Annotated in this window: 12 protein-coding genes; 8 read left to right on the top strand and 4 right to left on the bottom strand. The window is 42.3% G+C overall.

Annotated features, from left to right (window positions below):
• Positions 1 to 23: 23 nt before the first annotated feature.
• The 5 genes from gloA2 to DUT71_RS09215 all read left to right on the top strand — a co-directional run bounded on the left by gloA2 (position 24) and on the right by DUT71_RS09215 (position 3,653).
• Complete coding sequence (gene gloA2, locus DUT71_RS09235) at positions 24 to 407, top strand: SMU1112c/YaeR family gloxylase I-like metalloprotein (RefSeq protein WP_113662253.1); 384 nt, start codon at positions 24 to 26, stop codon at positions 405 to 407.
• Position 408: 1 nt separating this feature from the next.
• Positions 409 to 1,113 (top strand): tRNA1(Val) (adenine(37)-N6)-methyltransferase, encoded by a 705-nt coding sequence (locus DUT71_RS09230; protein WP_113662252.1) that lies wholly within the window; start codon positions 409 to 411, stop codon positions 1,111 to 1,113.
• A gap of 372 nt (positions 1,114 to 1,485) precedes the next feature.
• Positions 1,486 to 1,977, top strand: coding sequence for a metallophosphoesterase family protein (locus tag DUT71_RS09225; protein ID WP_113662251.1), 492 nt, complete (start codon positions 1,486 to 1,488; stop codon positions 1,975 to 1,977).
• 23 nt (positions 1,978 to 2,000) lie between these two features.
• Entirely contained in the window at positions 2,001 to 3,050 is a 1,050-nt protein-coding gene (gene fbp / locus DUT71_RS09220) for a class 1 fructose-bisphosphatase (RefSeq protein ID WP_113662250.1), read from the top strand.
• A gap of 84 nt (positions 3,051 to 3,134) precedes the next feature.
• Positions 3,135 to 3,653, top strand: a complete 519-nt coding sequence (locus DUT71_RS09215; RefSeq protein ID WP_113662249.1) for a DUF2911 domain-containing protein — start codon at positions 3,135 to 3,137, stop codon at positions 3,651 to 3,653.
• A gap of 176 nt (positions 3,654 to 3,829) precedes the next feature.
• Here the strand turns inward: DUT71_RS09215 and rnhA are convergent, their stop codons facing one another.
• From rnhA to DUT71_RS09195, 4 genes are all read right to left on the bottom strand, one after another.
• Positions 3,830 to 4,303, bottom strand: a complete 474-nt coding sequence (gene rnhA / locus DUT71_RS09210) for a ribonuclease HI (protein WP_113662248.1) — start codon at positions 4,301 to 4,303, stop codon at positions 3,830 to 3,832.
• 153 nt (positions 4,304 to 4,456) lie between these two features.
• A complete protein-coding gene (locus DUT71_RS09205) occupies positions 4,457 to 7,693 on the bottom strand; it encodes a S41 family peptidase (protein ID WP_113662247.1) in 3,237 nt (1,078 codons plus the stop codon).
• A gap of 123 nt (positions 7,694 to 7,816) precedes the next feature.
• Complete coding sequence (locus tag DUT71_RS09200) at positions 7,817 to 8,656, bottom strand: helix-turn-helix domain-containing protein (RefSeq protein WP_240186894.1); 840 nt, start codon at positions 8,654 to 8,656, stop codon at positions 7,817 to 7,819.
• A gap of 21 nt (positions 8,657 to 8,677) precedes the next feature.
• Positions 8,678 to 9,697, bottom strand: coding sequence for an SDR family NAD(P)-dependent oxidoreductase (locus DUT71_RS09195; RefSeq protein WP_113662246.1), 1,020 nt, complete (start codon positions 9,695 to 9,697; stop codon positions 8,678 to 8,680).
• 298 nt (positions 9,698 to 9,995) lie between these two features.
• Here DUT71_RS09195 and DUT71_RS09190 point away from each other — a divergent pair, with 298 nt between their 5' ends.
• The 3 genes from DUT71_RS09190 to DUT71_RS09180 are packed head-to-tail and all read left to right on the top strand — an operon-like array spanning position 9,996 to position 14,135.
• Positions 9,996 to 11,219, top strand: coding sequence for a Pycsar system effector family protein (locus DUT71_RS09190; RefSeq protein WP_113662245.1), 1,224 nt, complete (start codon positions 9,996 to 9,998; stop codon positions 11,217 to 11,219).
• Positions 11,203 to 13,251, top strand: coding sequence for a polyphosphate kinase 1 (gene ppk1 / locus DUT71_RS09185; RefSeq protein ID WP_240186893.1), 2,049 nt, complete (start codon positions 11,203 to 11,205; stop codon positions 13,249 to 13,251). The genes DUT71_RS09190 and ppk1 overlap by 17 nt, the downstream gene beginning before the upstream one ends.
• Positions 13,248 to 14,135 (top strand): SdiA-regulated domain-containing protein, encoded by an 888-nt coding sequence (locus DUT71_RS09180; protein WP_205313897.1) that lies wholly within the window; start codon positions 13,248 to 13,250, stop codon positions 14,133 to 14,135. Before ppk1 ends, DUT71_RS09180 begins: the two co-directional genes overlap by 4 nt.
• Positions 14,136 to 14,138 lie beyond the last annotated feature (3 nt).

The raw sequence follows: 14,138 nt of genomic DNA, 5'->3' as shown, positions 1-14,138 counted from the left end.
AATCTAAAATCGTAAATTAAGAAGTGTTTAAACGTATTCATCATATTGCTATTATTTGTTCAGATTATGAACGGTCTAAAGATTTTTATGTCAATAAATTAGGCTTTGAAGTGCTTGGCGAAGTTTATCGTGAGGAGCGTAAATCGTGGAAGTTGGATTTGGCCATCAATGGTGTTTATCAAATCGAATTGTTCTCTTTTGAAAATCCACCGGCAAGGCCTTCGCGGCCAGAGGCGCAAGGGCTAAGGCATTTGGCTTTTGAGGTAGATGACGTGGCTGCAACAGTTGCTGAGCTGAATGGGAAAGGAATTGCGGCTGAGCCCGTAAGAATTGATGAATTTACCGGGAAGCAATTTACTTTTTTTACCGATCCTGATGGGTTGCCTTTAGAAGTCTACCAAAAATAAGATGAAGCATATTTTTCGTTTTAAACAGTTTGAAGTTGACCAAAGTGGCTGTGCCATGCGGATCAATACAGATGGGGTATTGTTGGGAGCAATGGCCAAACAGCAGGGGCCGCAACGGATATTGGATATTGGCACAGGCACTGGCGTAATTGCATTAATGTTGGCACAACGTTTTTCCGAGGCCCAAGTGCATGCCGTAGAGATCGATGAGCAGGCTTCCATAACGGCTGAAAGAAACTTTCAAAATTCAGTTTTCCGTGGACGCTTGTCCATTCACCATACGGCAATTGAGCAATACACCAGTTCAGAAAAGTTTGACCTTATTGTAAGCAATCCTCCCTTTTTTGTGAACGATCTTAAAAATGTGGAAAAAAAGAAGGAAATGGCGAGGCATGCAAGCGATGCTTTTTTTGGTGATTTGATTAAGAAAGTGGCCGGGTTGCTAAGTTCAGATGGTTGTTTTTGGGTAGTTTTACCTGTTAAGCAGGCCCAGGACTTGGTGCACAAAGCTAAGCTGGAAGGTTTGTTCCCATCCCGTTTAGTTAAATTGCACTCCGATGCTACCAAGCCAGAATTTAGGCGCATTGTTTGTTTGGGGCGAGAAAAATCTTCTGAGATAGAAGAGGATTTCACGATCTACGAAAGCGAGAAGAAATATACCAAAGCATATGAGTTGTTGCTTAAAGATTTCTTTTTGGCGTATTGAAAGATTAATAATTTTGATTGTTGGGCTTACAAAGTTTTCAAAAACTTCGTCAGTCTTTTGGTATAACAAACCCTGCGCTTGCACCGTTTGAAAAACTGGCTTTGTAAATTAAACGGGATTGAAGCGGAAATACTTTTTGTTTTTTTATCGGGGCGAGGAATATCCTGTTGATGTGCAATAGCTTAGGGTTTTTTGCTGACGTTCACAATGACAAAAAAAAACAAAAAGATTGTAGCAAAAAGCCCGAGGGGTTTAACATCGTTGCGATGGAAGTGCTTTTCAAAAAAAAATAATAATATAGTGCTGTTGTCTAGCAAACCTGCAAGGTTTAGTGTTAATTCTTGATACTCAGTACTTACCTCCAATGGCAAAATGAAAAAAATAGGTTTAATATCAGATACGCATGGTTTTTTGGATGATGCGGTGTTTAAATATTTTGATGATAGGGACGAAATTTGGCATGCAGGTGATTTTGGACCGAATGTGATTGAGCCACTGTTTGCCTTTAAGCCATTACTGGGCGTTTACGGGAATATAGATGGTGCCGATATTAGAGCGCAATTTCCCGAGCATTTAAGATTTAGGTGCGAACAGGTGGATGTTTGGATGACGCATATTGGCGGTTATCCCGACAGATATGCGCCGCAGGTAAAGAAAGAAATTTACACTAAGCCTCCGCAGCTTTTTATCTCCGGGCATTCGCATATCTTGAAAGTTGTTTTCGATAAAAAAATACAATGTTTGCATATTAATCCCGGTGCGGCTGGAAAACACGGCTGGCACAAGAAAAGAACTTTGATTAGGTTTTGTATTTCCGAAGAAAAAATCCATACCTTAGAGGCCATAGAATTAGGGGATAGATAACGTAAAAAATACACTAAGTAAAAATGTCGGGTATAAAAACATTAGGCCAGTTTATTATTGAAAAGCAAGCGGATTTTCCGTATGCTAAAGGAGAACTTTCTCGTTTGTTGAGGGATATTGGTATTGCTGCAAAGATTGTAAACCGCGAAGTGAACAAAGCTGGTTTGGTTGATATTTTAGGTGATGCGGATACCATTAACATTCAGGGGGAGGGGCAAAAGAAGCTTGATGTATATGCCAACGAGCAATTTATCTCGGCCTTAACCAGTGGTGGCGAATGCTGTATTGTGGCCTCGGAAGAGGAGGATGATTTTGTACGTATCGATTCGCCGGTGTCTAAAAATGCCCGGTATATTGTTTGCATTGATCCTTTGGACGGTTCATCAAACATTGATATCAACGTTACGGTGGGTACTATTTTTTCGATTTACAGAAGAAAATCGACCGAAGGCCCAGCAACTTTAGATGATGTGTTGCAAAAAGGAACGGAGCAGGTAGCTGCGGGGTACGTGATTTACGGTTCATCTACCATGTTGGTTTATACTACCGGCAAAGGGGTGAACGGTTTCACGCTTGATCCTTCTATTGGCGAGTTTTGTTTGTCGCATCCAGATATGAAAATTCCTGACGATGGCGTGATCTACTCTATTAATGAAGGGAATTATGTCCATTTTCCGGAGGGGGTAAAAAAATACATTAAATATGCGCAGGTAGAGGATAAAGCTACCAACAGGCCCTACACGTCGAGATATATTGGTGCTATGGCAGCAGATATCCACCGAAGTTTGATTAAGGGTGGTATTTATATGTATCCAACTACTTCGGCGTCGCCAAAAGGAAAGTTGCGCTTGCTGTACGAATGTAATCCAATGGCCTTTGTGATTGAACAGGCCGGGGGTGTTGCTTCTGATGGCTTGAATAGGATTTTGGATATTGAACCTACGGAACTTCATCAGCGGGTAGCCATTTTTATTGGTTCGCCCAAAATGGTGAAAAAGGCCGAAGAGTTTATGGCGGAGTTTTCGCCCGTTGAAAAACAGCAGGAAAATACGGCCGCTACCAAATCTGCTTAAGTGCGTAAAAAATATCCAGGAGTTTGAAACAATCTGTTGCTTTAAGTATTAACTTAGTGGAAGTTATACTCTAATTATTAAGTTATGAAAGCAACAATCAAATCACTTACTTTTTTATTATTTGCTGGCTTGGTTTCCTTTAGCGCAATAGCACAAGATGCTAAGCCTAAAGCTAGTCCGGCGGCTACGGCTACGGGAAAGGTTAACGGAGCCACCATTACCATTAATTACAGCAGCCCGGCGGTAAAGGGCCGCAAAATTTGGGGTGGGCTAGAAGCTTACGACAAAGTTTGGCGTGCTGGTGCCAATGATGCCACTACTTTTGAAACCGATAAGGATATTAAGGTGGAAGGTAAAACCTTGCCTGCTGGAAAATATAGCTTTTTCTTGATTCCTAGAGAAAGTGGCACCTGGACCGCCATTTTTAACAAAGAGCCTAAACAATGGGGTGCTTATAAATATGAAGAAGCTAAAGATGCTTTAAGGGTGGATGTGAAAGTTAAACCCCTGGCAGAAACCCAGGAAAGGTTGGTTTACAAAGTACACGGCAAAGGATTTTCTTTAGATTGGGATAAGGTATCTGTTCCAGTTGTCATCAAGTAGCTTTAACCTGTTGTTGCAACAGCTAGCGCTAATGACGCAACAACGTTCATTAACCATCATTGCGAGCTTTGCGAAGCAATCTCAAAGGATTAATAAGGGAGTTGTTCGGCAAGGAAGCGAAATGGCTACAGCACATCAATAAAAACCCCATGTCCTTGGATATGGGGTTTTGTGATTTAAAGTAAGCTGTTACTGTTTCGCTCGGCTTCAAAAGCGCTATCAATGGCCCAGTTGGCCTTGTCTTGCGAAGCCGCCACGGCCAAACGGTCACAGCGTTCGTTTTCTGGGTGTTCGTTGTGGCCTTTAATCCACTTGAATTTAACCTGGTGTATTTTGTGCTGCTGAAGGTATTGCAGCCACAGATCTTTGTTTTTTTTGTCTTTAAAGCCTTTTTGTGCCCAGCCAAATACCCAGCCTTTTTCTACGGCATCTACCACATATTTACTGTCGGAGAAGACAATGACCTGTTGCCCCGGCGTTTTTAACGCTTTAAGGGCAACAATTACTGCCAAAAGCTCCATACGGTTATTGGTGGTCATTCTAAAACCACCACTTAATTCCTTATAATGTTTGCCCGAACGCAGGATTACCCCGTAACCGCCAGGACCTGGATTTCCGCTTGCTGCTCCGTCTGTGTAGATTTCTATCATAATGCTTGGCAAAACTAAGTTTTATGAGTGATAGTTAGGTATTGATGTGGAAAAGAAGCTTGTTGAATTTGAAGAGATTGCTTCGTCATTCTTTCTCGCAATGACGTTAAAGGAAGCGTCATTGCGAGCTTAGCGAGGCAATCCCTCAAGGTTTTACTTCACTACTTTCAGTAATTCGGCTATAGCCACTTCCAGCTGTTGGTCTTTTCCATTATCTATCACGCCAGGCATGTTTTTTACTTGGATATCAGGTTTGGTTTCGTTGTTTTCTAACCATTGGCCAGCTTTGTTTTTGGCACTGATAGGTACAGATCCCCAACGGGTTCCATCAGGAAGAGATTCCCAGCCTGCAAAGCTACAGGTTCCGGGTACCGGCATCCCTACGGTTTTTCCAATGCCCAAATCTTTATAGCCGCATGAAAAGCAATGACCATCACTGTAATTGGCTTCATTGAACATGGCCAGGGTGGGTTTGGTCCATCTAAAGGTTGGTTCATAGCCTACAGAGCGTTGTTCGGTGGCATAATCCAAAAACTTTTGTCCGGTGAAGAACATGGCCAAATCAGATACCAAATCGCCGCCGCCGTTAAAGCGAGTATCCACAATCACTGCTTTGCGGTCGGCAAATTTTCCCATCATTTCCTCATAAACACTACGATATGGTCCGTCGGCCATACCTGGAATATGCACATATCCCAACTGGCCTTTACTTAGGCTATCCACCTCTGCCTGGTTGATTTTTACCCAGCGTCTGTAAAGCAACTGATTCTCGGCGCCAAGGCTAATTGGTTTGATGGTGATTTGTTGTCTTTCTTTGGTTTTGGGATCAAGGATTTCCAATAAGGTAAACTGATCTGATTTTCTGTTTAAAAATTTGGCGATATCTTGGTTCGCTTCAATTAACGCACCGTCAATTTTTTCGATGATCATGCCTGGTTTTACGCTTAATTTGGCTTTGTCCAATGGCCCGCCAGAAATCACTTCGTCAATCAAAATACCATCGCCTTGGTGTTTATAGCTTGCGATAATGCCCAGCGAGGCTGTTGCATCGGCATTGGGAATGGTTCTGCTGAAACGTGCCCCGGCATGGGAAACATTCAGCTCTCCCAACAATTCTGATAACATTTCTGCAAATTCGTAACTGTTGCCAATATGTGGAAGGTACTTCGCATAAGCAGGTTTTAGGCCATCCCAATCGGCACCATGCATGGTTGGGGTGTAAAACATGCCTTTATTGCGTAGCCAAACGTGTTCAAACATATAGGCCCTTTCGGCTACCGTGTTTACCTCCACTTCGCCGTCAATATTGATTTGCTCACGCTTATTGTTATCGGTGTTGATTTTTGAAATACGGCCGCCACTTAACAGGTAAAGGTTTTTTTGAGCTTTATCCCACGAAAGACTACCGCCCATGCCATCTAAAGGGATCTCCATCTTGGTTTCTTTGGTACGCAGGTTGGTGCTCCATAAATTGCTTCCTTTCTCGAAACTAGCCAGGTAATAAAGCTTTTCCCCGTCTTTGGAAAGTACTGCATCACTCAGTGATGATGAGTGGATGGTTAACCTGGCCTTTCTGGTGTCCAGCCCATCCCAATCAAATACGATGGTCGAATCAGGTTTTACAGGTTTGGCTTTTGGGTCCTTGGCTTCTTTTTTTGCTGCCTCTTCTTTGGCTTTCTTCTCGGTAGCTTCCATGTCTTTTAGCAAGGCAAAATCGTCTTTGCTCAAGTTAAAACGGTCCCAGCTATCTTTAGTCAAAAATAAACTATAAACATCACGTTGTGAAGATCCGCTATTGGCATGGGCCTTCATGCCGTCGCGATTGCTGAACCAAATCAGTTGCTTGCCACCGTTCACCCATTTGGCGCTGCCATCACCATAGCCGCTTTTGGTCAGGTTTTTCATGGCTTGTTTGCCCGTAGCATCTAACAATACCACTTCGCCGTTGGACATGGTTGGCCTGTAAGTGGCCAATAACCATTTGCTATCAGGGCTCCAGGTAAAATATTGGTCGCCATCCTGCATGTAAAAAAGCTGATCGGGCGTAAGCAAGGTTACGGTGTTTTTATTGCCAAGCTCCATTACCTTCAGTGTTCGGCGGTTTTCAATGAAAGCCACTTTTTTGCCATCTGGAGATAGGGCGGGCATGTAGTTGTCGTTTGAATTGCTGATCAGGGGTTTTTCTTCCAAGAGTGTAGCGGCAAAGAAATAAGGTTCTTCTTTACGGGTTTTTCTGGTTTCGTAGATGCGCCATTTGCCCTGGCGTTCGCTGGCGTACACCAGCGATTTGCCATCTGGAGCAAATTCAACAAAACGTTCCTGCTCTGGGGTATTGGTAATTCTTTTGGTCATTTTGCCATCTACCGAGGTCACAAAAACTTCACCTCTGGCAATAAAGGCCACTTCTTTGCCATCGGGAGATACCGACATTTCCCTTACGCCACCGTTAATGGTGATGAAGCCGTCGTTATTGGCTTTTTCTTGGGTGTTGATGGTTACGTTTAATTTCTGAGGGCCTGAACCTGGTTTTAAAGTATAAAGTTCGCCATCGTAACCAAAAGATAAGGTGCCATTGTTGGCGGCACTTAAAAATCTCACCGGAAAATTCTTGAATTTGGTGATTTGCTCATTTTTGGCTTTTTCTTTCAGCGGCATTTTGTGAATGTTGAAGGTGCCGCTTTCTTCGCTCAAATAATAAATGCTTTGTTCGTTATCCGCAAATACAGGGTTTCTGTTCTCGCCATAAAAACTGGTGATTTGCGTGTGCTTGTCTGTTTTTTTGTCGTACACCCAAATGTCGCGTGCAATAGCCGATTGGTGGTGCTTGCGCCATTCGTTTTCGCCACCTTTCTTGTCGTGGTAAATCATTTTTGAGCCATCCTTGCTGCTTTGCACGGCTTCTGCGGGGATAGTGAAAATTTGGGCAATGCGTCCACCAGTAGTAGGCACTGAATAAAGCTCCGGCTGAGAGCCCGTAGGAAATTGGCGGTGGTTAACGGCGTCTTGCCTGGCTGCGCCAAAAACTACCGACTGGTTGTCTGCGGAAAAGCTGAAAGGTACTTCGTCAGTTGAGTGATAAGTTAATCTTTTTGCTGGTCCACCATTCGCATCCATCACAAATACATCAAAGTTACCGTAGCGATCGGAAGCAAAAGCAATTTGCTTGCCGTCTTTACTCCATTGAGGCATAAAATCATGCGCTTCATGAAAAGTAAGTTGTTGTGCATTTCCTCCGCTGCTCGCTACTCGATACAAATCACCCTTATAGGTGAAAACGATGGTGCTTCCGTCTGGAGAAATGGATGGATATCTCATCCATTGCGGTTTTTCTTGTGCAAATAGGGGCGATGCCAGGAGAAAACCTAGAGATAAGGTTAGTAGTTTCTTCATAAACTTTGTTAGTTGAATCTTAAAGCTAAAATAAGTGATACTTTTTAGGAAAATGGTAACAATGCTGATGTGTTGTACTAACCTTTCTAGATAGTAATATCAAAAAGCTGTAAATATTTCGAATTAAGTAGCTAATAGTAGCTTTGTTGGGGATACGCCGTATTTTTTCTTGAACGAAAAGGAGAAATGCGACAAATCTTCAAAGCCAACTTCTAAATAAACTTCTGTAGGTTTTAGCTTTTTTTGGGATAAATGATGATAAGCCAATTCCAATCTTTTATCGGTTAGCCATTTTTGTGGCGTAGTATTAAACAGCTTTTTAAAATCGCGGTTAAAGGTTGATAGACTTCGTCCGGAGAGATAGCCTAGTTTTTCTAACGACATGTTGAACATGAAATTACGTTGCATGAACCCAATGAGGTCTATCTTTCCTGGTGCCTCAAAGTGGGCCAAAACGCTGTCTACCTTTGGGTCGATAGTGCGTAAAATGCTGATCGCCTCGGTGATCTTCAAGTGGGCCAAGCTTTCGGGAAACTCACCAGAAATGTCAAAATAGGGGATGAGCGAAGCCAAACAGCTTTCCAATAACGGATGGTTGCTAAAGCTGTATATTTTCTGTTCCGGCGGGTGTTTTTCGCTGGTGTCAATATGCTCGTAAAACTTCTTGAGCCTTTCTATGGTAAGGTGCATCACTACCGTTTTGTGGGGTTGTCCATCTTTTGGGTAATTGATCACGGTGGCCAGCTGGTTTCTGGGGATAAGAAAGATATCGCCTGTTTTGAAAAAGAAAGTGCGATCAGCCTGGATAATTTTGGTTTCTCCCGAAATGAACCACACCAAGATATGGTCGTCGAACATCAAGTCTGATTTAAAGAGCTTGTCCTCATAGCTCGAGAGCTTGATTTCTTGGGTGAGATATCTAGAAATATGTTCCATTGCCATAAAGTTAATTGTTTTCTCCATTTCTAATCGTTGTTGCTCCGCTTAGTTAGCCAAAAACTGGAAACCTAAAAGTGTTTCGCTCAATGCCCAAAGACGTTGGGCGTTTTCTTGGTCTACCGAGTAAGGTTGCACGCCACGCAGGGTTTCGGGCTTGTCGTATTGATGGTCGATCTTGCCGGTGTCCAATTCGGCAATGTCGGCATTTTCGCAATAAACGCCGCCAATGTTGTTTAGTGCAGGACTTGTGGCGCACCAAATGGTGGTGGCGGCACCTTGTGGAATGGTTTTTAAGGTGGCCGCTACTTCAGGTTTGAGCTCTCCATTGGCATCATGGGTGCCCAATTCCTTAAACAGTTCGATTGGTTCTTCTCTGCCAAGATCAGTACCGATAACGCTGCCAGGGTGCAGCGAATAAGCACGAATGTTGAACGGCTTTCCACGGTGGTCCAGTTCTACTGCAAAAAGATTGGTAGCCGTTTTGGATTGTCCGTAACCTTCCAAAGTTTGGTATTCCCGATGGTTAAAATTAGGATCTTCAAAGTTGAATGGCGCCATTTGATGCCCAAAGGAAGATACGTTGATCACTCTGGCGCCATTGGCTTTTTTAAGTGCCGGCCATAGTTTGGCGGTAAGCTGAAATTGGCTAAGATAATTGGTTACTAATTGAGATTCGTAGCCACGTACATCTCTGCGTAAAGGCACCCACATGATGCCCGCATTGTTAATCAGTAGGTGCAAAGGTCTGTTGGAAGCGAGGAACTTGGTGCAAAAGGCATCTATGGATGCACTGTCCATTAAATCCATGGCTTCCAATTCTACGTTTTTAAGGTTTTCCAGATTTCTTTTTGCTTTCTCTACATCTCTGGCAATTACAATCACTGTTGCTCCGGCACCTGCCAGTGTTTTGGTAGTTTCTAGGCCAATCCCTGTGTGTCCGCCAGTTACGATGGCAATTTTTCCAGTTAAATCTATTCCTTTGATTACTTCGTTTGAAGTAGATGTTGCGTTAAAGCCAGAACCAATGGGTTGCTGCAATGCGCCTTGATAATTGTTTTGTGTCATGTCTTTTATTTATTTTGATACCACAAATTTAGGGAGCTTGGCAACCGAGGATTTTGTTGAGCCTGTCAACTTGCTTTGTTCAGCTTGTCATAGGTTTTGTTAAGCGGGTTAGTCCATGGGTTTACGTTACAGGAAGTTGCTTTATTATTACCTTTTAGTGTGCACTGAAGCATATTTTATGGTAACTTAGTTTTAAGGCAGACTGATAGGTGCAATTTTAAGGAGGTTTGGTTGGAGGTGTAATTTGTTTCGCTTTCATCGCTGCCTAATATTTATTTTTGGAACAAATTTGTAGATCATGAACTACCAACCGTTGCAGCAAGAGGTGGAAACCTATGTGGTGAATTATTTTAACGAGCACCACAATAGCCAGCTTGTTTATCATAATTTGGCACATACCAAAAGAGTGGTTCAGGCCGCTGTACAAATTGCCAATCATTACCAACTAGCAGACGATGACTTTTTTATCGTTTATGTAAGCGCCTGGTTTCATGACACTGGATATTTCATCGAAACTTTAAAGCATGAGGAAAAAGGAGCGGAGCATGCGGTCGCTTACCTAACCGGTCATCAGGTGGATGAAAAGATCATTGCTGCGGTAAAGAGTGCCATTCTATCTACCAGGTTGCCACAAAGTCCTAGTGATTTGAATGAACGTATTTTATGTGATTCGGATTTATTTCATTTGGGAAGTGAAGATTTCAGTGAACGATCAAAACTTCTACGTAAAGAAGTGGAGCTGCTTTGCAATAAAGAAATTGGCAAAAAGAGCTGGCGCTTAAAGGATATTGAATTTTTAGAAAGCCACCAATATCATACAGACTATGCCAGGTTATTACTTGAAGCACAAAAGAGCAAAAATTTGGCAAAGCTTAAAAAGAAGTTTAACGAAGATATTTTAGCACTAGCAAATAAAGAAGCGGATCAATTGAAACACAACAAGAAGGAAAAGGCCGATAAGCCTGCCAAAGAAGACAAAGAAGCCTTGCCGAGCAAAGGCGTAGAAACCATGTTCCGTATTACTTCGGCCAATAACCAACGGCTTAGCGACATGGCCGATAACAAGGCACAGCTGCTCATTACGGTGAACTCCATTATTTTGTCGTTGATTGTGAGTTTGCTGCTGCGCCGTTTAGAAGACAATACTTATTTAGTGGTGCCCACCTTTATTTTGTTGATGGTGAGTTTATCGTGCATCATCTTTTCTATTCTGGCCACTAGGCCCAGCATTCCAAAGGGGATTTTTACGCAGGAAGACGTTGACCGCAAAAGGGTGAACCTGGTTTTTTTCGGTAACTTTTACAAAATGCCTTTGGAACGATATCACCAAAGCATGGAAAAGGTAATGGCCGATCGGGATTTTCTGTACGGCACTTTAATTAAGGATGTGTATTCGCAGGGTGTAGTGTTGGGCCGTAAGTACAAACTCATTCGCATTGCCTACAATATTTTCATGTTCGGTTTAATCACTTCAGTATTGGCTTATATCATTTTCTCTGCCATTTATGGTAAATTCTCCTAATATGCTTAGTGTGGCTGCGCCTATGTTTGATCGGGATTTGAGTTGGATTTCTTTTAATGAGCGTGTTTTGCTCGAAGCCAAACGAGACACCACGCCGCTTTTGGAGAAAATCAAATTCCTGTCTATTTATTCTTCCAATTTGGATGAGTTTTACCGTGTGCGAATGCCTGTTTTGCAGGCCCTTAAAAAGCTGAGCAAAAAAGAAAACAATCCTATACAACAGCAAGACCATTTATTAAAGCAAGCTACAGAAACCATTCATGGGCAACAGGAACTGTTTGGTGATATCCTGAAAAATATCGTTTTGCCGCAATTGAAATTGCATCATATTCATTTTGTTTATAACGAGGCCATTCCAGAAAGGCTGGACAATGAACTGAGCAATTATTTTTTAAGCACCATTTTGGCATTTCTTCAGCCCGTAGAAATATCTGATTCTAAAACCGAGTTTTTCCCGAATAACAATGAGCTCTATTTGTTGGTGAATGCCGAAGCTGAAGGAAAGATGGCCAGTTATGTGGTGAACATACCTTCCAATGAACTTTCCCGTTTTTACGAAACGACTGTTGATGGCCAAAAATATGTACTGATCATGGATGATATTATCCGTCAGAATCTTCCGCTGCTGTTTAAAAACAAACAAATTAAGGGTTGTTATAGCTTTAAAATAACCCGCAATGCGGAAATGGAACTGGCAGATGAGTATAACCTGGATATTGCTGATTTAATCGAAAAACAGATCCAAAAACGCGATTTGGGTTTAGCTACCAGGTTTTTACATGAACCCAATATCCCTTCCGCTTCGCTGATGCTTTTAATTCAGCAGTTAAATTTGGGACATGCCAATGTAATGGCGGGAGGCAGGTATCATAATTTAAAGGATTTAGGTGATTTTCCGGTGAAGGATGCAGCATTGAGCAATGAGAAATGGCCCAAAGTTGTATATCCTAAATTTAGGAAAGACCTTAGCCTCCATCAGCAGATTGTAGCGCAGGATTTGCTCATCAATCCTCCGTACCAATCGTACGACAGTGTATTGCGCTTTTTTAATGAGGCTGCCACAGATGAATTAACCACAGAAATTTACTCCACTTTATATCGGGTTGCCAGCAATTCAAAAATAGTTAACGCTTTAATTACCGCTGCTAAAAACGGCAAGAAGGTAACGGTACTGGTAGAGTTGAAAGCACGTTTTGATGAAGCCAATAACATTAAATGGGCCAAAAAGATGAAAGCTGCCGGAGTAGAAATCATTTACAGCGTTACGGCGCTAAAGGTTCATGCCAAAGTGGCTTTGGTAAAGCGCAAACAAGGGATTAGAACGCAATATACCGGCTTGTTCGCTACCGGAAATTTTAATGAAACCACGGCCAATTTTTATACCGATCATATTTTAATGACCGCAAACCAGGGCATGTTGCGTGAGTTGGAATTGCTGTTCCTGTTTTTAGCCCGACGTGAAAAACCTTCCAATCCTGATTTGATCAGGTTCAGTTATCTTTTGGTGGCGCAATTTAATTTGCAAACCCGCTTTTTAGCCCTTATACAGCGTGAAATTGAACATGCTAACCTGGGTAAGCCAGCTGCAATTACCATTAAACTGAATAATCTGGAAGAAGAGGTCATGATCAACAAGTTATATGAGGCCGCACGTGCAGGAGTAAAAATTTCCCTGATCATTAGGGGGATTTGCCGATTGGTGCCTACCGAAAATATCTCCATCAAAAGAATTGTTGACCGCTATTTGGAGCATGGCCGAATTTTTTTGTTCCATCATAACGGAAATGAAGAAATGTTTTTAGGTTCTGCCGACTGGATGAGCAGGAATATTTATAGAAGAATTGAAGTCTGTTTTCCTATTTTTAATCAGGAAATTAAGGATGAACTTAAGCAAATGCTGGCCTTGCAGCTTGCGGATAATGTGCAGGCGGTAGATATCGACTCGGAAATGAACAATGTTCCCCTGCCTTTACAGGGCAATGCAGTTCAGTCGCAATATGCCATTTATCAATATTTAAAGAATAAACCATGAAGAAAATATACCAAAAATACCTGTTTTTAATGCTGGCCTGCAGCTTGGGCTGTGCCATTACGCTACTTTCATGTGCCCAGGAAAAGCGCAAAAAAAATGAAAATCCGCCGGGTTATGATTTGGCGGCGCCCCAAAAGTACAACATGCCTGATGTGCTACAGGAAATATCGGGAATTGCTTTTTTGAACGGCAATAACACCACGGTTTATGCCGAGCAAGACGAGGAAGGAAGGGTATTTGTACTGCCATTGGGTTCAAAAAAATATACTTCTACCAAGTTTGCCAAAAATGGCGACTATGAGGATATCGCCATTGCCAAAAACAAAATCATCGTGCTGAAAAGTAACGGCGATCTGTATGCGTTTCCTATAACGGAAACCAAAAAGGAAGAAGCTTCAGGGGTGGTGGAAACCAAATCGCTTTTACCCAAAGGCGAATACGAGGCCATGTATGCCAACCCGGCCAATGGGCAGCTTTATGTGTTGTGCAAGGAATGTAAACAAGATAAAGGTTCAAAAAATACCAGCGGTTTTATCCTCAACATGCAGGGTGATGGCCGTTTTGTATTGGCCAGTAACTTTAATGTAGATGCCAGCTCTCTTGAAAAATTAACCGGACGTAAAAAGGGGACGTTTCATCCATCGGCTTTGGCCCAACATCCTATCACCAAAGAATGGTACATCGTTTCGGCCATTAATAAAGCATTGGTAGTGGCCGATCAGCATTGGAAAATCAAGGCTGCCTATCATTTAAGCTCAAATACATTCAATCAACCAGAAGGAATTGCCTTCGACAAACAAGGCAACTTATTTATTTCTAACGAAGGCAGCGATGCCCAATATGGAAATATTTTGAGATTTGATTATAAAGGAACTAAAAAGTAGCTT

The organism is Pedobacter nanyangensis (genome assembly GCF_003313505.1).
GTDB classification, from domain to species: Bacteria; Bacteroidota; Bacteroidia; order Sphingobacteriales; family Sphingobacteriaceae; genus Pedobacter; species Pedobacter nanyangensis.
Note: the sequence above shows the minus strand (reverse complement) of the source record. Positions and strands in the feature narration are given on the sequence as shown.